Genomic DNA, 19,983 nt, shown 5'->3' with positions numbered 1-19,983 from the left:
GTTAAAATCTTTGACCTTTTTATTTATTTTCTAAACTTTTCTTATTCAAAATCCCACAAACAATAAAGTTTATCAAACAACTTTTCAAAATCACCATCTAATGAGCATCTGTTCATAAATTCAAAATTTCCCATTAATATATCTATCTTTTCTATATTATGGAATAAATTAGCTTCTTTTGTTCTTGGAGTATTAATTGCTCCATAGGACTGTTTCCCCTTAGATGACGTAACTGCATGTTCTAATAATAATCGATGAGACTCTTCTAAATTGCTTCCATACTTATCTAAAATATTGTTCAATATTTTAGATGTTAAGTAAGAGTTTTCAAACATTTTTCCCTTTATTGTCTTTTTAACAATGCCATCTTTTATCTCTAAAGCTTCTATATTACCTAAATCATGCAAAATAGAAATTGTTATCAATAAATCAACATTTATTTTTTCATTAAAACCTTCTTTATTAAAAGTCCAAGAATTAAAAACATTACCAATTACTATAGACAATTTACATAACCTAACTATATGTGCTAAAACTCCTCCACTAAAAGAATAAGCACTTTGCTCTGAGCCTGGAGCCTCAAATAATCCATTTAATATTTCTTTTTCTTTACAAACCCCAAAACAAATATTTCTTAAAGATTCATCTTTTATGCCTTTAATTATGTCTCTCAACTCATCTTTTAATCTTTCTTTGTCCACACAATCTGTAATAGAAGGTCTTTCCTTAACAACAAGATCATGGAGAGCATATTCTTCATATCCTCCAGAATTAACTTTAACAAATTCTAAAGAAGCTTCAGCTAAAACATAATTTAGTCCTTTATAGTATTCATAATTTGGATCATTATCCCAAATCATAATACTTACCTTGCCAGTTGAATCACTAAAATCCATTTTTAAATAATACTTATCTTTCTTTTTTGTCATATTTTCTACAACATCCACATTACATAATATTTTTTGTACTCCGCTATTAGATTTCAACTCTTCAATTTTCAAATTAACTCACTCCTCTTTCTCTTTTAATATTATTAAAACTTTTTTAGATATAATAATATAGTTTATAATCATTTTTTTTATTATTTTATTGACTATAAAAAATATAAATTTTATAATTATATAAACAATATAAAAATATACTTTTTTATTTTTAAATTTGTAGTAATTAATTTATGTTTTAACTATATTTATATAGATATTTAATAGGATTAAACATATTAATTTTTTACTAAAAAGGAGATGTTTTTATGGATGATTGTAATAAATTAAAAAGAATAGAAGAGTACATAAGTACAACTAAGAATTCTATTGCTTTAAAAATGGGTAAAATTGAAATTCTAAATGAATCTATTTCTAACAAGAAGTCAGAATTAGTTACTCTCTCTGAAAAATACCAAGATTATCTTACTATAAAAATGTTAATTGAGGAATCTTGCTCTGAGGCAAGAATAAACGCAAGTGAATTATATTCTCAATTAGCTACAAGCTCTATCCAAGATATTTTTGGAGACAGATACAAAGTAAAATTAGTCTTAGATAGTAAAGATGGAACCCCTACTTCAGAGGTTAAAATTATAAAAAAAGCTAATGGAAAAGAGAAGGAAATTAATCCAGCAGAAGAAGATAGTGGTGGTTTAACAGATATAATAGCATTATCTTTACTAATGGCAATTGGTAAAACTCTTGATAATAATTTTGCTCCCAATGTATTTGACGAGCCAACTAAATTTGTTTCAAAAGGAATCTTTTCTGAAAAAGTCGCTGAATTTGTATCTAATCTTATAGACTATACTGGAAAACAAACAATCATATCTACTCATGATAATAATTTGATTGATATAGCTAAAACAAATTATAAATTAATTCAAGATAAAGAAACAAGTATAACAACTATAAATAAAATGAAAGGATTATAATATTATAATGGTAAACAACTTAAAAAAAGGGATCGTACTTGGAGCAACTGGAGTTAAATATCTAAATATAGTAAATCAAAACAAAGCATTTATTCAAAATGAATACTTAATAATAAAAGATAAGGTTCAAGGAAATGTTCCTTGCGAAGTTATTGAGACTTCAATTATCCCAATTATAGATGAACAACTTTTACCAAAAGGGTGCTCACTTAATGTTGCTGAACATGCAGGATTTAACCTTAATGAAATAACATATATTGCAAAAGTAAAGTTATTAGAAGAAATCCCCTGTCCTATTCTCCCAAATAGCGATGTGTTTCATGCTACATATGATGAAATCAAATATATCGTAAATAATGTAAATGAAGCTGATTGTATGACTATTGGTATAATAAAAGGAACTGAACATAGCCAAAATGAATTACCTGATAATATTAGAAATGTTTCTCCTTTATGGGAAAATGGTTCTGTATCTAATCAAAAAGGTATACCTCTTTTTCTTAATCACCATTCATTTAGAGAAAATCCCCATATTGGCTTATTTGGTTCTTCTGGTTCTGGAAAATCTTCTGCAATTAGAGTATTAATTGAAGAGTTGATGAGATTAAATATACCAGGATTAGCTTTTGACCCCCATAACGAATTTGATTTTAATAAACACTCTGACAATTTAGGCTCTACTTTAAATTATAATTTTGAAAAAAAATACAACGTACTTGAAATTGGAAAAGATATTGGCATTAAATTTGAGGAACTTGGCATATTTGAACTATTTTCATTATTTGAATATGTTGGAGAACTAACAGAGCCACAGAAAAATATACTTGAAGTATTATACCAAAAAGGAGATACTTTAAAACATCTCCAACATAAGATAAGTTCAATTAAAAATGCTTTTGAGAAAGTTGAACAAAACAAGTGGTCAAAAAAGAAAACTCCTGAAGATAATTTAAATTCTAAGGAATTAGATCTTTATTATAAATATAAAGATAAAATTTCAGGAGTTGCTTCTTTGCAGGCTTTAATTTGGAAATGCGTATCTTTGGAAAATACAAATATCTTTACAAAAGATATCTCTGTAGTAAAGCAGACTTTATTAAATGGTAAATGGGCCATTATAAGAGGAGACATTAAAAGATTAAAAATGATAGCTTCTTATCTATTAAGAAAATTATATTCCTTTAGAAAAAATTATCTTAACAATAGTGAAGATTTCTTTCCTCCGTTTTTTTGTATGTTAGACGAGGCTCATGGATTTGCCCCAAACAAAAGTCAAAAAATTTTACCTGTAAAAAAAATACTTACTGAGTTAGCTCAAGAATCAAGAAAATCTGGTATCTATTTAATATTAGCAACACAAAAACCTAATAATTTAGATAGCACCTTAGTATCTCAATTGAATACCAAGATTTTTCTAAGATTGACAAACCAAGAAGACATGAAGATAGCTCAATCAGAGGGTAATTTAACGGTTGATGAAACAAAAAAACTTCCAGATTTACCATCTGGCCATGGATATATAAGTTCAGCTACATTAAATAAAACTTACCCTATAAGATTTAGGGCTTCTTTTTCTAAAGCTCCAAATACTCTTGACCCATTTGATGAATTAAAAAGAATAAAAGATGATGACAAATTAGCTTCTATTTTGATATCTATGTTGCCTACAAATTCATTTGAATTAGGTTTAAAAATCAAAGAAATTTCTTCCTCTTATGGAGGAAGGTTATCTATAGCAGACATAATTTCTAAATTAGAAGAATTATCATCTCACAATAAAATTAAAATAGAAAAATCGAGCATTGGAACTAAATATGAACTTTTACAAGAAAAAGATATATCTTAATTAAGATATATCTTTTTCGATTTGACAAAACTTTTTAAATTCATTATAAACAGGAATTAGCACATTTTCATTTTTATTACCTTTACTGTCCCATCCAATTTTATCTACCATTGCCATAAAAACAGAGTAATTTTTATTGTTACAGTCTTTTTTTTCGAAATGTAAAATAGAAGTCTTAACACTTGTACCAGAAAAATAAAATGTTGTTGTTGGTAAAGATATAGATTGAACAAGCCTAAAATTATCAATTGCAAATTTTCTTAAATTAAAATATTTATTTGAAGATAAAATTGAATCAGGAAGAACCATTATAAGAGAACCTCCTTCTTTAAGTGCTCTTAAAGATAATTCAAGGAAATAAGACTCTAATGAAGATTTCCCAAATTTAAAACTATCTCTTTTATGACTCTTGCCAAATGGAGGATTTCCTATGACAAGATCAAATTCACCTTCAAATTCTTTTAAATAGTCCAAACAATCTCCATTTATTACATTTACATTTGGGTAACAAATTTTATTTAGATAATATAACTCATTATTTAATTCAACTGAAGTAATTTCTACATTTTCAAATCTTGAAATTAAAGCATTCACAAATTTCCCATTTCCACAAGAAGGCTCCAAGATTTTACCTCCCTTAAATCCTGTAGATTCTAAAGAATCTAACATATAATTTATTACTACTTCTGGAGTAAAAAATTGAGTACTATTACTAATTCCTCCATATCCTGTATGCATATTTTTTATTATTTCAATTTCATCCTCATTTAGAACTCTTTTTCTACTTTCTTCTAATAAATTATATACTTTTTGGTTATTCTCAATCCTCTTAGAATCTTTTCTTCTCACAATACTCTCCCCTTTTTTATATTTGCCTAAAGACAAAAACATTTTTTTTATTATATAAGGAGATTTCTTTTTTTATAATTTGAAAATATTATAATATTTTCAAATTAGCTAAAAAATAGGTGATTAAAATATCTTAGCATGGATACTTAAATTGCAGTGATATATAGGAACAACTTTTATTATAGTTATCTTTCAATAGGTATATAATTACATAAAAGAAAAAGAGAGGAGTTTAAATGAAAGAATCTAAAATTAAAGATATATTTGAGAAATTTTTAATTGACAGTAATAACAGGCATGAAATAAGAAAGAAAAATCATATTTGGATGTTTTTAATTCTATTGCCTCCTTATGGTTTATATAGAGCATACAAAAGTAAAGCCTTTAGCAAACATACACTATTATGCATGTCGTTTGTTTTAATGATTGTATTTATACTAAGTGTGGATACTATTATATATCCTAATAGAGTCTTAGATTCTAAGGTTACTCAATCTATAAATAATTTTAAAGATATTGGAACAGTAAGAAGAGTTAATAAAGAAGGAATTTTATATAAAAAGTTTTTTATTTATAACACAATTACAACAAAAGGGGAGTATGATGTTTATTTATCTAATAATAATAACGCATTAAAAATTGTTGGGATAAACCAAACTCTTCCAAATAGAAAAATGGTTTATAAAAATGGAATTGAAGACAATTTAAATGGAGTATATGCAGAGATAATAAGACATATATCTGAGGATAATAAAAATATATATGGGAAGATAAAATCTATTTCTAAAACTTATAAAAATGGTCAAATAATTAATACTGATAAAGGTACTTTTAACTTTGAAGTTAAATTTGATAATGTGATAAATGTTTTTAAATTAACTAAAAATAATATATATACTAAAATATATAGTGAATCACCCCAAATTAAAATTCCTAATGATATAAATAAAGCTATAAAAAGAAATAGTAAAAAAATAGGGAATATAAAACAGGTAATTTCTTATAATCTAACACCTACAGAAGAAGAATACATTTATCTTTCAGACAATGGTTTTTATTATAAAATAGTCAAATATCTGAATAAAGAAATAAAAGTATTTAAACAAAACTAATGTGTTTTTTAAGATAAAAAGACAGTATCTTTACATGTAAAGATACTGTCTTTTATTTATTATAAATTAAACTCTTTAACTAACTATCCAAGTTTGAACCCATCTGAGGATATCAGAAGAATATATGACAGCAGTGTATGAAAATGCTACTATTATCATAGCACTAATACCAACCCATAAAAGACCTCCTCTTTTACAAAATGCTCCAATAGCTGTAAATATAAGAGCTACTATAAAACAAATTGTAAAGAATGGATTAGCGAATACTTTCATAAACTTTATTATTTCAAATCCCTTTTTTTCAATTCTATCGGAGAATTCATCCATCGTTACTTTTTCCATTACATCATCACCAGTCATATAGCCACCATTTTTATTCCCTTTTGTATTATTATATATGTCTTCATTTTTTATAGGTTCTACTTTTTGTTCATTTATAGCATATGACTGAACAGAAAAAACAGAAAGTAACATAACTATAATAACTAAAGAGATAAACATCTTTTTTTCTAAGGCTATGTACACTTAATCACCCCAACTCATTTATGATTTTGATTTTATTATAAAACCTTTTTATTATAGACAATCGCAATAAAAATAATAACTTTATTTATTTTATTATTAAATAGTATAATATATTTTTTTATTTTAATCTTAAATATTAAAAATAATATTTTATTTTGTTTAAATTATATATTTATATTTATTTTTAATATTTTAACATTATTTTATTAAATTTTAATATATTTATTTATTTTTAATTTTTTATGCCTTTTTTAGAATTTATATAAGCTATAGGTCTATACACCTTATTTAGACCTCTTGATTTGCATTTAGAAAAATCGCTATATACAACTCCCCATTTAGTCCCCATAGCCTCCATACATTTACCATTACCTACATACATAACAACATGGTTACCTGAGCCACCTATTCTATAAAGTAGATCTCCTGGTTGGATATTATTTATATCTACTTTAAAATTCCTCATAGTACTAACTTGGCCAGTAGTTCCATCCCCTATACTAACTCCAGTTACTTGTTTATAAAGCCATTTTGTATACCCAGAACAGTCAAATGAATTAGGACCTTTAGCTCCCCAAACATAAGGACAACCAATTTTGGTTCTTCCAAGATCTATTACCTTTTTAATTATCTCTGCATCTGATGCATTAATATTATAGTCTCCTGCAATAAAATCTCCAGTTACAATCCAAGATGGGTCTTGTTTAGCTCCATTTATACTTAATTCTAAGTGTAGAACATTTCCTTCTTTACCTCCTCCTGTTTTACCTATTACCTGACCTTTAGAAACCGAATCTCCCTGTTTAACTAATACTTCTTGTAGATTAGAATAATAAGTCTGAGTGGTTCCATCATGTTGTATTTTTATTGAGTTACTACTTACTTCTATTATTTTCCCATCTGAAATGGCTTTTACTTCTGTTCCTTTTATAGCTACCAAATCAATTCCTTGATGAACTTGATCAAATGGTTTACCTATAGTGACTGGAGATACATCTATTGGAGCCTCGAAACCTTTTGGGAATATGGATGCTACATCTATGTTTTGGTTTGATCCATTTCCACTACCCCAAGAATCTCCTAATGGATTAGTAAATAATAATATATATTTTTTCTTCCATTGTTCATCTGTAAAATCTTCATATTCTGTGATATATTTTCTTTCCTCCATTACAAACATCATTTTTATCACATTTTGTATTTGATTCTCTGGATATTTATTAGAAAATTCAAGTCGTCTTTCACTTAGAGGTTTTTCAAATTCTGGGAATAACTTATTCCAGCCTTCCTTCAATTTTTCCCAAATGCCTTTTAGCCATCCATCTTTTGAACTTGCTGAACCACCAGAACTTCCACCACTTCCAGAACCAATTTCAAACTTACCATCTGGAGAAATTGTCACAGTAGAACCATCTTCTTTTTTTACCCATATCCCACTGTCTCCATCAGCAACATAGTACCTTAAAACATGTTCTACATATTGCTTATCTCCATACCTACTATGACTCCAACCATTTATGTACTTACCTGGATTATCACTTATGTCAGCTCTGTATGCCAGCCATCCTAAATCAGTTGGATTATTCCTTACCTCTTCAGGAGTTTTTCCTGTTGCTTGAGCATATGTTTTTATCATAATATTAGCTACACCTGTACCATAGTTATAAGTCTGCAAAGCTAAAATTATATTATAGTTCTGAGCTTTCATACGTTCTGCTTGGAGCATAGCTCCAGCTTTTATATTTCCATCTATACTTGTTACAGTACCCATATTTATAGACATCGTCTCCATCTGCCCTGTATTATGGTTAAATGCTGTAGATTTAGTTATAGTCTTCCCTGGTTGCTCTATCTGCATAATACCACATCCTGCACTGGCACACCTTGAAGCACCTAAATAAGATTCATGGCTACCTCCCGATTCTTGACATGCTATAGCTATTAATAGTTTTGGGTCTACTCCATACATTTCTCCATACTTTTTAAAGATGTCATAGTACTGCATTGCTTTTTTATAATTATCTGAAGAAGCTCCAGAACCTAATTTAAAACTTCCTAAGTCAACTGTTCCAGAAGATGTTCCTCCTTCTGCTGAACCTTCTCCAAAGGCTCCTCTATCAAGTAATTTTAATAGTTCCTTATCTGTTTTCCCTGTTCTGTCCTTAAAATTAAAAGAAGTTAAAACTTCTTTCGGAACATATGTTGTATAGTTACCTATGTAATCTTCAAAATACTGCCCTCCTACAAGTTGAGAAGCATCAGGCTCACCTTCATATCTTGCTTCAAACTTTTGTATATTACCTGTTACATATGCATTAAATTCTATTTTTTTAGGTTTCCCTCCAACTGTTACTGTTTTTGTAAAAGACTCAGATGCTGTAAAAGTCTCATTAGTGTCAACCCATTCCTGTACTATATTATTTTTTATTAATCCAAGAGGGCTTGTAACCTGATCTATCATATAAACTGTTTCATCTCTCTCGGGCATTTTTTTAGAATATAGTTTGTTTTTGTAAGAGCTATTAAAAGATGTATATCTATCACTTTTAACCATATCTTCAGCTTCATCTATTGGAACTTTTACTTTTGTCTCATTTTCTATATCCCAAATCTCTATTTCAGAGAAAAGACCTTCTTTCTTTGATTCTTCCTTAAATTTTTTATAATTTAAAATTGAACCAAACCCATAATCCCAAACACCTTCAGTTTTTTTACCATTAGCTTTCGGTTTTTTTGTATTTAAATCATATTCTTTAGATTTGGCTGTAAGCTTCCTATTTTTATCTGTTAATTGTTTTAACTCTAAAGTATCCTTATCATGTTGGACTGGTTGGACAAATTGTTCAGGGAACCTAAATTGATTTTTATTTAAAAATTCATCCAAGGACCATAGAGCATTAGGATTTAAATAAAATTTCTTTTCTCTTTGATACTTATCTCTCATCCCATTTTCACCATATTTTTTTACATATTCTTCTGAATTAAATTGTACAGGTTCATTTATTCCATCCTCTTTTACTACCACCCAAATAGACTTTTCTGCAAAGAATGTATAAAATGCCTGAACTATTTTATTACCTGTACTAAAATCTGTAGAAGTTATATCCCCTTTATCATCCAAGGCAACTTGATTATATTGCGTGACATCCTCTTCTTGATAATCCATAGTTTTACCTCTACTGTTAAAAATTAAGTCCCAAGAAAAGAAAACAAGAAAAATTATTATGATAAATCCAATTAACAAAGGTAGAATAGGTAAAATTATTGTTTTAAAAAAAGTCAAAAATAAGTTTGATACTAATTTACTTATTTTTTTGCCTACATTATGTATTTTTTTCATAAAACTTTTTTTTCTTTTTCTATTAATTGAATTTAAGATTTCTCTATTAAGTTGTTGCTCTTCTTCTTGAGGATTTCTCTCGTCATTATTCATTAAATCCCTCCATATTAAAATCTGAACATTTTAATATAGATTTTCATCTCCATAAATATAAAAGAAATAGGACTGTTCTAATCTAAAATGATAGAACAGTCCTATTTCTTTTATATTATTTTATATCTTTCTTTAAATTAGTAGACTTAGCCATTGGTTCATATGGTTTAATTTCTCCTATATCTCGCAAAGAGAAGTTCCTATTCTTACTTACCATACTTTTATCAAAATTAACAGCCATTTGTTTCTCTCCATTATCACCTGATACAGTTCCAACCCCTATAATACCTTGTGATTGGTAATACTGTTTAGCACTATCTCTTAAGTATCCTTTCTCTTTATCATCTGAATACTCTCCATTAGAATTAAACACATTATACATTTCATTTAAATTTCTTCCATATGTACTATCATCAATGGAGCTATTATTAAATCTAACTCCATTTTCACCAACTTGAGCGTCATAAACTGCTGTATTACTTTCTCCATTATCATACATTGATGAAATCCCAAATCCACTTAAATCTGGATTATTGCCCGCTAATGAATTTCTTATTGATGATGTGGCACTGGCTACACCAGAACCCATCCTCTCCATTCCTCTATGATCACCTATTGCACCATATCCCATAGACATTCCAGCTGATCCAAGTGCCTTTCCAACAGATTTACCTACATTTCCAACTGTCTTAGCTGTACCAACTGCCTTATCAAAAGAACTTTTCTCACCATAAATTTGAGTTGCGTAATTTGATTTATTAGAATCTTCTATTCCACTCAATAAATCTTTATTATCTATTCCATTATAAGAAGAGCTTCCATTAATATATTTATCTTTAAGTGCAGATGAAAAAGAAGATGGTCTACTATTTATTCCCATTCCTATCATTTCATTGTCAACGACTCCTCCTCCTGTTTTACCTTTACCTCCAACAGATTCTCCTACTACGCCAGCTACTGCACCACCTACAATAGCTCTTCCCATCCCAGAGATTCTTTCAGCCTGATCAGTAATTCCTGATGGAAGACCAAGTATATTTGACCTTAAAAAATTTGTTAAAGGAATAAAGGAACAAAACACAACAAACAATTCAAAAGTTTTCATTTTTTGAGTTGAACTTACACTTGTAAAAAATGCTACTAAAATAGCATGGAAAGTTTGGATAAATATTTGTGAAACTAATTCTTTCATAAAATTGCTAAATATTTGTACATATTTTCCACCTAAACTTAAACTAAATATGCAAAGAGGTGCTACTGCATAAAGTAGAGCAATTGTAACAGCTCTTAAAACATAAAAAAAGTTAAAATATATATTTATTACAAAGAAAGCTATATTTATTAATATCGTTGCTATTAAACCACTATTCATAGTATGAGCTGTTCCTATATAACTGGAGAAGCTACTACTTTTCCCAAACATATCTACCAGTTCATAGTTTATTTTTAAGAAACCTTGAAATATTAAAGTGAATGTACATAATAAAAAGGCTGTAATTATTAGGTTTTTAAAACCTTCCATAAGAGATAATTTTTCACTTATGTTGATTGTAGCTAATTGTCTTTTTAAAAGCATTCTTACTATAGAAAACCCTATTAAGTTCCAAGCAATGATCTGGCATACTATATTTAATAAAGTTGCTGAACTCATCCATGCATTTGGCATAATACCATAATAATAATTGTTATCTCTTACCCCTGTATTTAACATTAAATCTTCCATAGCATATAATCCTAATAATCTTCTTAATCCACTTAACATTCCATTTAAGAAATCTCCAACCATAATTGTTAATTGATTTGGCTTAGAAATTTCATTTTCATTTGAAAATGTAATCTTTTTAACATCTGCATTATAATTTCCTTGAAGAACTACATGTTTCCAATTTAAATATTTAACATCTCCGCCTTCTTTTAATTGCTTATAATAATCACTATTTAATCTTCTTTCAGGCTCTCTACTCCCAGATGATACATACCCTTTAAAAATTTGCATTGGTACAATAATACTTCCATTATTATTTGAAGTTATTTTTATATAATCTTTTATTGTAGTCCCATCCATTAGCTTCTTAAGATCTTTATCTGATGCGGAAGATATTGTAAAAGAAGCTTCCCCTAAAGAAACACTTCCTGATTTATTTACAGCTTTATTTGCTAAGTCAGCAGAAAAAGCCTTAATTTGCTCTATAGTAAAATTCCCTTCTGTAGAACTTAAACAAAAGTTTAAAGCATTATTTAAACCTCCAATTAAGACATCTGCGACTAAATCAGCTCTTTTTTCATCTTCTGCATTTGCATTTACAGAATCAACTAAAAGTCCTTTCCCATGTAGTGCAGGGAACGTAAAAATTAATGATTTGCTTCCATCTCCACTTCCTCTTGTTGCGTCATCTTCCTTTGTTCCTTCATCATTCTCTTTTACCTTCATTGCACTATCATAGTTTTCTTTTACCTGTTCATCTTTAATGCCTTCATATTTCAGTATTGGCACTTTAAGATTTTTTGATTTTATATCTGAGTCTGATTGCTCAGAAACTGTTGTAAAATTTCCTAAATCTGCTTCTGCATGTTTATTGGCAGACCAAGAATTTTGTTCAAAAATTACATTGGGTACATAATTATAAGAACTCTCATCTAATGTTACTGAAATAAAATATGTATTATGAGCATATGAATCTATATTATTTGCCCCAATTAAAGTAGAAGAAGTAAGTATCCCTAATAATCCAAGAGCTAAAAACTTTCTTAATTTTCTCTTTATCATTTCAATCTCCTTTCTTGCATTAGGCTGTTCTTTTCTCTATTAATTTTTTCTCAAAGTCAAAAGCCAATACTTTAACTACTGTGCTTTCTCCCTGAATTCTAACTAACATTTCTCCTTTATCTGCTCTAAGTAAGAATAATTTTTCTCCTTCACTTAACTTAAACATATTTTGAATAGAGTCTATATCAGTGGTATCTTGCCCTAAGAATATTTTAGTCTCTGCTGAAGTTAAAACGGCTTGACCTTGTGTACTTTCAACAAATTCAGTAAACTTCTGAGAAGCAACTAAAAGTCCTCCCATTCTTTTTCTTATTCTTCTTGAAGCTGTTTCAAGAAACTTTGCAGAATACTCAGAACCAGCCATGTTTTTAGAGACAAGCATCCACGCTTCATCACAAACAATTCTCTTGTTTATGTATGGGTCTTTCTTACCAAATTTCTCCCATGTCCAAGACAAGGCTACATACATACCAATTGGTCTTAAAATATTTTCTTCTAATTTACTAACATCAAATGTGACAATTGGAGAGTTTTTAAAATTAGATATATTAGAAGAAGTATAACAGTCAAATAAGTCATACACTCCACCTTTTTTAAACATCTTTAATACTCTTACTAAATCCATTGCTTCCATGTCTGAATTTTTTTCAGCATATTCAGATAAACTATTATAAAAATCAGAAAAAATTGGCATGGTTTTCTTTCTACCCTCATGAATAAATTCTTTTGTATTTTTATCAAAATAGGGTTCTGTTACGTATAATGATTTTGGATTTTTAGTAATACCAAAATTTCCATACAACTCTTGTAATAATTGTGCTACTGTTGAAGTTTGAGCTCCAGATAATCCTCCAGCCATAACAGCAATTAAGTTTAATAAATCTGCAATTTTACCCTTAACATCAACCAACTTTATTCCTGTTGGCAGGAAATTTTCATCCAGTTCATCCTCTTCTTCTATGTCAAATGGATTTATACACTCTTTAGAATCTGGAGCTAAATAAATTTTTGAACCACCCAGAGCTTCTGTAAGTCTTCCATATTCACTCTCTGGGTCAATAATAACAGTTCTAATTCCTCTTATTGAGCTTCTCATAGTAAGTAAAGATACAAAGAATGTTTTTCCTGTTCCTGGTTGCCCAATAACAGTAATATTCGAATTTTTAAGTTTGCTTCTATCATAGAAATCAATTAAAATTGGAGAACATGTAGATAGATTAATCCCACAAAAAACACCTTTTTCATGTCTAATATCTGAGTTATAAAAAGGGAAACAGGAAGTTAATGCTCCTGAATTAAAATTTCTAAACATATCTTCTACATAGCTTTTCCCATAAGGAGAAACAGTTTTATAAGTATCATCTTGTCTTAGATATGTTGGCATCATATACATTTTTCTTCCACGTAGTTTATTATCAATTTTTTGAGTCTCTTTATTTAATTCATCTAAACTATCTGAATATAGATTACATGCAATCTGAACCTGGAATAATTTATCTGTATTTCTTTCTAACTTACTTCTTTCCATATATAACTCTTGTATCTTATCTCTAAGCCTTGTTATATTTCGTATATTACCTTTTTCTTGTTCAGACATAAGCTGGGCTTCAAATTGTGTTATTTTACGTGTGTATTCCTCTAAAGCTATCTTGTCATCAGTTGGATCAATATGAATAATTGTATCTGTTTCCCCTTCATAATTAAAAATACTGTCTAACCATCCTACATAAACTTGGGCAGGGAAACCTTGCATTATAAAACTTCTAACATATTTTTTACCTACCTTTATATAGTCTGCATCTACTTCAAAAGATGAAGGTGATATAAGTTCCTTTAAAGAAGGAATACCTTTATCTAACAAATTAGTTTCATTTAATATATCGTCTTTACTAAAATCTATTATTTTAGTGGTTGATTTTTCTTTTTTCTTTTTAAAAAACATTTTTTTATTCCTCCAATCTAATTTGCATTTTCATTGCTTTTATAGAATCCTGCAATTGAGTTTCTAATTTTATCTATTTTTATCATAGAGTCAGTTGCTTTTTCTTTATCAGCATCTTCAATAATCTTATTTTCTAAGATTTCTGTTTTTAATCTAATTTGAGCTTCATATAAAATCCAATCAAGAGTAGCTTCTGGATTATTAGATATTTTATTTAACCTGTCCTCCCCTGTTACTATTCTCGATAAAAACTCTCCATTAAGAATATTATTAACTTGAGATGCATTATCTTTATGGTAAGTTGAGTAAAGTAAATCTATTAGGTCATATGTATTTAATATTTCTGACTTAAGACCTACTGATGTAAGCCCATCAATAATTCTTTGACATCTACCATATATTTCTTTTAAGGAATATTCATACTTTTCATCATCATCTGAGTTTGTAAGAGTTGTGGAATCATTAAAGGGTACAATTATGTATTTATTTTTTTCTTTGTTGTTTCCAATCTCAAAAAACATATTATTCATATCATCTATGTTTAAAATTGCATAATCTCTTAGTAAAGGGAATTCTTCTACTGTCTTTTCTATATCTTTTTGAAAAAGGTCCATTACTCTTGAATTATCTATTTCTTTAGTTTGTACATATAAGCTAATTGGATGAGACAACGAGTTTATAAACCTTTGAAAAGCTATTTCAATAACAGCTTGTTCTTTATCTGTTTTAAGATTATAGTTAATTGAATTACATTTTATAATTGCTCGGTACTGATGACCTCCAAGATGGATAACATTATCTCTTATATCCTCAAACATCAATGCATCTTGGGCATTATCTGCATAATAGTTATTTTTAGAAGCTCCATTCCCCCTATTTGGATCAGTCTCTTTAATCTTGTAAAAAGCAAAACCTATTAATCCAACTACAAATAATATAAAAAACAGCATTACTATAATCAATTTAATTTCCTCCTATTTATTAGTTTTTTATTTTTTTTATTATATTTTCGTTTTATATTTAAATATTTAAATAAAGGCATATCATGTTTTTTAAAAAAGGCAAATGGTGCACTTGATAAAAATACGATAATAGCCATTGGAATAGCAATAAATTGCATTTTAATTGAATAAATGATTATTAAATATGTTATTATCCCTAAAACAAAACCACCTAATAACCAAAAAAATTGGTTAAAAGTAATTAATCCTCCAATGGCCTTTTCTTCTTCATTTGTGTCTGGTGGCATTAAATTTACTCTTGGCATTATTTAAACTCCTTTCTAATTTTTGGTGTTTTTATTATATTAAATAAATTTTATTGTTTATTATATAAAGGACTTCTTTTATTAATAAATATAAGCTGAATAATATAATAAAAAGACACTATTAATTTGTTAATAGTGTCTTTTTATTCGTCCTATTTTAAAATTCCATAGAAGAATCCACCTATAATAGATATAGATCCTAATCCAGCCATTGCTATAACAGACCACATAATACCAGTTAAAACTTTACTTCTTTCTTGAGGATTAGTAGCTGTTGAAGCCAGTTTACTAAAATGGAAAATTAAGCTCCCAAGTCCGATAAGAGCACCTACTCCTGAAAGACCAACTACAAAGAATTTAATTTTCCCTAAAAAACCATTCCAAGAAGAAGCTCCATCTTTATAATCCATACCTCCTCCAGAAACACTTAAACCTCCATTCCCATTAACTTCAACCTTAACATCTCCTATATCATTACCAGCATAGGATTCTATTTTATTAGTTTGTAAAAAAGTCATACACATCATTAGGCTTAACATAAACATAAGGACTATTTTTTTTGAGTTAATTAAAACTGCATTCATATTTATCTTTTACACCTCCAAAGTTTTTCGATTAGATAATCTAATCTATTTATAATATACATTTTTATTTTTTATATAACTTTAGAGTGTTTCATTATATTTTTTTGGCTATTTTATTGTTTATAGTAAATATTTTTATCAAGTATAAGCCTTAATTTATCTATACTACTCTTTTGTATTTTAGATATATTAGCTTGAGACATATTTATCATTTTCCCAATCTCTGATTGAGTCATTATAATTCCATTATTTAATCCAAATCTATATATAATAACAATTCTTTCTTCTTCCTTTAAAAATTCTAATGCTTTAAGTATCGTTGCTCGATCTTCCTTATCCACTAAATTATCTTCAAACCTTTTTTTAGAGATTTCATCCTCTGAAATAATATCCTCAAGTTCCAAATTATGCCCATCTTTATCTGCTGAAAGTACTTTATTAAAAGATATTGTATTCTTGTTATGATTATTTTCTTTTCTAAGAAAGTATAATATTTCATTTCTTATACAGTTTATCGCATATGTAGAAAACTTAACATTTCTTCTCTTATCAAAACTTTCAAGTGCTTTTGCATACCCCACAAGACCAACACTATAAAGTTCATCATGCGAAGCGACGTTTGTATTTAATTGTTTTATGACATGGTGTATTAATTTATTATTAGCATAAGCTACTTTTTCTTTTTCTTCTTTAGTATAAAATTCTTTTTCTCTTTTTACACCATCTGAATAATTTAATATTTTTTTTGTTTCAAGAGGCATTAATTATTTTATCTCCTTTAAATTTTATTTATTAATTATTTGTATTTTATAATTAATAAATAAAATTTAAAATAGATTTTTTGTATGATGCTATCTTTTTAAAAAACATAGTCAATATTTTTATTAAAAATATTGACTATGTTAAATATATTATATTAAATTTAAAATATTTTGTGCATATCCTGGATTTCTAAAGTATTTTTCAATTATTTTAAATGCTCTCTCTTTAGGATATAGATTTCTTTTAACCATATCTATTGTAGAATTTACAACTCCAAAATTAGAAACGCTATTTAACTCTGCCAAATCAAAACTACATTCACAATTAATTTCACTTAAATATTTGTTTGCATATTCTTCATAACTTTCATGATACCCCTCTTTAAAAATCATGAAATCGCCCATTTTTATACATTTACCTGAGTTTAATAAAAGTTTGTAATACTCTTTATCTGTTACGAATTCGTTCTTACTATTTACATATGAAAAACCATGTGGGCTATAATAAGAATGTAAAAATTTCTCGAAATTTCCAACTGCTTTCATAGCTATTACATCTTCTCCATCTAATTCTTGTAATTTCATTCTTCTCTTTACTATCATAATATCCTCCCTATTTTAAAACATATTTTTATGTACTTTGTTTTAATTTTGATATATTATATGTATTTTTAAGTTTTTTATTGTTTATAAACAACAAAAACTATATAATATTATTAAATACTTTATAATCGAGGTGATGTTATTGAATATTAAAAGAATAATAGGTCTGATTCTATGCTTATCGACTATTATTTTAACTGGATGTTCTAATGAAACAAATGACAAAGAGACTATTAAACATAAAAGTGAAGTTAAACAGACTATTAAAAGTTCTGAAGATAAATTATTAGAATATACAGAAGAAGGAATGAATATATTAAAAGCGAACTACCCAACATTTGAAAAAATGGACTTAGCTTTGAAAAACATAGGAAATAGTGTTTCTAATTTGACTCTAAATACTACTGATGGTAATACTTTTGAATTTAATAAGCTAAATGGTAAAAAAGTAATATTATCAGTGAATAAAACAGATTGTTCATTCTGCAAAAAGACAAGTATGTTAATAGATAAAGTAGTAAAAGACACTAATATTATATACATACCATTATTTATAAAAAGCACTAATGATGAAATAAATGATTATTATGAAAACTTAAATTTAAAGAAGCCTAAAACTATCTTGGTTGATAAAGACTTGAGTTTTATAAAAGAAACATCAATAAAAAATGTCCCTACTTTATTTTTTATTGATGAAAATAGTAGGATTTCTTTAATTAAAGAATTTGATTATGATAAAATAACTTTAACAGATGACTTAAAATTAGCTTTTGAAAGCCCTAAAATTTATAAAATGAAAGTTAACTAAAAAATACTATAACACCTTAAAGGTGTTATAGTATTTTTATTATCTTATATTATATCAGTTTACACATTTTATAATTAAATCTTTCATTAAAGTATCATTTTTAAAAAAGACTCATCTACAACATTAAAATCTTTTTTATCTAAAATACCCATTATATTAGCTTCTTCAGATAGTATTATTTGGAATGAATTATTTTTAACCATTAATATTAAATAATTGTCTTTTTTTACATATTGCTCATTTTCTTCTTTTGAAAGTAAACTATAAAACGATACAACATAATAATCCTTAACTTTCTTTATAAAAGAAAATTTATTAACATCAATTAAAAACAGTCTTTCATCAATATTTTCATCTTTTAATAAATCTATTAAAACATAAGTTATCTCATTATAATCTAAAACATCTATCTTTACTATCTTTCCAATTTCATTTACTTTTATAGAATTTAGACCATAGAAATCAGAATTTTTATCCCTACCTAATATATAATATATGTCGCATATTATACCAATTTTAATATAGTCTAAATTAAAAGAATTTTTTTTAAGTATATTTTTTTTAAGCATATTCAGTTTATTAATTATTTTACTTTCTTCTTTCTTACTAACAGATTTATATAAAGAACTTGTATTAATATTGTTTATTATTGGAAAAGGAATATCCAGCATGTCAACAGGCTTATATCTGTTATTAACTTTTTGGTATAGTTTTATGTTTATTATGTTTCCATACGCATCAAAATTTGTAATTCTTAAAAAAATAATATCATTCAATGAAATTTTCTTAATACTTTTTTTGATGTATACATCATTCATTTAAAATATACCTTTCTTTTTAGCTTCTCTAACCCACTCAGGAAGCTCTTTCATAACCCTTTCATATAATTCTTCATCTGAAATATCATTTATATCATTTAATGAAAATAAGTTTGCATTATCTACAACTCTGCCTTCCATAACATCCAACTTTTCTAAGAAATTAAATTTTCGTTTTCCTATTCCTATGAATTGGAAAAATACAGGCTTATTTGACGCTTCTCTAATTACTAATTCAGCCTCTTTTTTATCAAAATTATCTCCATCTGTTATAAATATTACATAAACTGGGTTCTTTGCTTCATTTAATTCTGTTTTTTCTTTGATTACTTCTTTAATTACAGGAGCATATTTTGTTCCACCACGAACATACTTTTTAAAAAGTTTTTCATCTTTAACATAATTAAATAAATTATTCATATCTATACTTGTCAATTGATAAGCTTCATCGTTAAACAACCAAACATCAAGCATTCCATCATTATCAAAAGATAAGGAAATTGGTAATAATCTTTCAAATATATCTTGTATCGTTCCGTTTTCAAATAGATCAGATGTTGATAGAGAACAATCTAATACTAATGTTACATCAAACTTCATATTTTTAATATCATTAAAATCAGATTTTGTTAAACATATCTTACTTACTGTATCTTTTCTTAAGTTTACTTTTTCTTTTTTTAATTCAATACTATTTTTTTCATTACCAGTATTTTTCTTTCTCCCAAAATTAAATATATTTTTCATATA

17 protein-coding genes are annotated in these 19,983 nt (G+C 27.2%); 4 read left to right on the top strand and 13 right to left on the bottom strand.

The window, feature by feature from the left end; all coding sequences use genetic code 11:
* Window positions 1-41: 41 nt before the first annotated feature.
* Window positions 42-1,001: a phosphohydrolase gene (locus tag IC214_RS20635; protein WP_227824954.1), complete on the bottom strand. Its 960-nt coding sequence runs from the start codon at window positions 999-1,001 to the stop codon at window positions 42-44.
* 248 nt (window positions 1,002-1,249) lie between these two features.
* Between IC214_RS20635 and IC214_RS20630 the strand changes: the two genes are divergently transcribed.
* Window positions 1,250-1,918, top strand: coding sequence for a chromosome partitioning protein ParA (locus IC214_RS20630; RefSeq protein ID WP_227824955.1), 669 nt, complete (start codon window positions 1,250-1,252; stop codon window positions 1,916-1,918).
* A gap of 7 nt (window positions 1,919-1,925) precedes the next feature.
* Window positions 1,926-3,764 carry an ATP-binding protein gene (locus IC214_RS20625; protein WP_227824956.1) on the top strand — a complete coding sequence of 613 codons (1,839 nt, stop codon included), beginning with the start codon at window positions 1,926-1,928 and terminating at the stop codon, window positions 3,762-3,764.
* Here IC214_RS20625 and IC214_RS20620 read toward each other — a convergent pair whose 3' ends face one another.
* Window positions 3,765-4,613: a class I SAM-dependent DNA methyltransferase gene (locus IC214_RS20620; RefSeq protein WP_227824957.1), complete on the bottom strand. Its 849-nt coding sequence runs from the start codon at window positions 4,611-4,613 to the stop codon at window positions 3,765-3,767. It lies immediately after the preceding gene.
* A 236-nt stretch (window positions 4,614-4,849) separates the two neighbouring features.
* Here IC214_RS20620 and IC214_RS20615 point away from each other — a divergent pair, with 236 nt between their 5' ends.
* Window positions 4,850-5,725, top strand: coding sequence for a hypothetical protein (locus IC214_RS20615; RefSeq protein ID WP_227824958.1), 876 nt, complete (start codon window positions 4,850-4,852; stop codon window positions 5,723-5,725).
* Between the two features lie 75 nt (window positions 5,726-5,800).
* Here the strand turns inward: IC214_RS20615 and IC214_RS20610 are convergent, their stop codons facing one another.
* The 9 genes from IC214_RS20610 to IC214_RS20570 form a co-directional block, all read right to left on the bottom strand.
* Window positions 5,801-6,250, bottom strand: coding sequence for a hypothetical protein (locus IC214_RS20610; protein WP_227824959.1), 450 nt, complete (start codon window positions 6,248-6,250; stop codon window positions 5,801-5,803).
* 232 nt (window positions 6,251-6,482) lie between these two features.
* On the bottom strand, window positions 6,483-9,683 hold the full coding sequence (locus tag IC214_RS20605; RefSeq protein WP_227824960.1) for a peptidoglycan DD-metalloendopeptidase family protein: 3,201 nt from the start codon (window positions 9,681-9,683) through the stop codon (window positions 6,483-6,485).
* 115 nt (window positions 9,684-9,798) lie between these two features.
* Window positions 9,799-12,450, bottom strand: coding sequence for a hypothetical protein (locus IC214_RS20600; protein ID WP_227824961.1), 2,652 nt, complete (start codon window positions 12,448-12,450; stop codon window positions 9,799-9,801).
* Between the two features lie 19 nt (window positions 12,451-12,469).
* Window positions 12,470-14,392, bottom strand: a complete 1,923-nt coding sequence (locus tag IC214_RS20595) for a VirB4 family type IV secretion system protein (RefSeq protein ID WP_227824962.1) — start codon at window positions 14,390-14,392, stop codon at window positions 12,470-12,472.
* Between the two features lie 17 nt (window positions 14,393-14,409).
* A complete protein-coding gene (locus IC214_RS20590; protein ID WP_227824963.1) occupies window positions 14,410-15,354 on the bottom strand; it encodes a hypothetical protein in 945 nt (314 codons plus the stop codon).
* The gene (locus IC214_RS20585) at window positions 15,351-15,659 is read right to left on the bottom strand and encodes a PrgI family protein (protein ID WP_227824964.1); all 309 of its coding nucleotides are present in this window, start codon (window positions 15,657-15,659) and stop codon (window positions 15,351-15,353) included. Before IC214_RS20585 ends, IC214_RS20590 begins: the two co-directional genes overlap by 4 nt.
* Window positions 15,660-15,811: 152 nt before the next feature.
* Entirely contained in the window at window positions 15,812-16,243 is a 432-nt protein-coding gene (locus IC214_RS20580; protein ID WP_227824965.1) for a hypothetical protein, read from the bottom strand.
* 113 nt (window positions 16,244-16,356) lie between these two features.
* Window positions 16,357-17,004, bottom strand: a complete 648-nt coding sequence (locus IC214_RS20575) for a sigma-70 family RNA polymerase sigma factor (protein ID WP_227824966.1) — start codon at window positions 17,002-17,004, stop codon at window positions 16,357-16,359.
* Between the two features lie 150 nt (window positions 17,005-17,154).
* A complete protein-coding gene (locus tag IC214_RS20570; RefSeq protein ID WP_227824967.1) occupies window positions 17,155-17,607 on the bottom strand; it encodes a hypothetical protein in 453 nt (150 codons plus the stop codon).
* 142 nt (window positions 17,608-17,749) lie between these two features.
* Between IC214_RS20570 and IC214_RS20565 the strand changes: the two genes are divergently transcribed.
* Window positions 17,750-18,415, top strand: coding sequence for a TlpA family protein disulfide reductase (locus IC214_RS20565; RefSeq protein WP_227824968.1), 666 nt, complete (start codon window positions 17,750-17,752; stop codon window positions 18,413-18,415).
* Window positions 18,416-18,501: 86 nt separating this feature from the next.
* Here IC214_RS20565 and IC214_RS20560 read toward each other — a convergent pair whose 3' ends face one another.
* Together IC214_RS20560 and IC214_RS20555 are read right to left on the bottom strand one after the other, a co-directional pair.
* Window positions 18,502-19,233 (bottom strand): hypothetical protein, encoded by a 732-nt coding sequence (locus IC214_RS20560; RefSeq protein WP_227824969.1) that lies wholly within the window; start codon window positions 19,231-19,233, stop codon window positions 18,502-18,504.
* Complete coding sequence (locus tag IC214_RS20555) at window positions 19,234-19,980, bottom strand: VWA domain-containing protein (protein WP_227824970.1); 747 nt, start codon at window positions 19,978-19,980, stop codon at window positions 19,234-19,236.
* Window positions 19,981-19,983: the final 3 nt, after the last annotated feature.

It is taken from the genome of Clostridioides sp. ES-S-0190-01, assembly GCF_020658275.1.
Taxonomy (GTDB): Bacteria; Bacillota; Clostridia; order Peptostreptococcales; family Peptostreptococcaceae; genus Clostridioides.
This window is presented reverse-complemented; position numbering and strand designations above follow the sequence as displayed.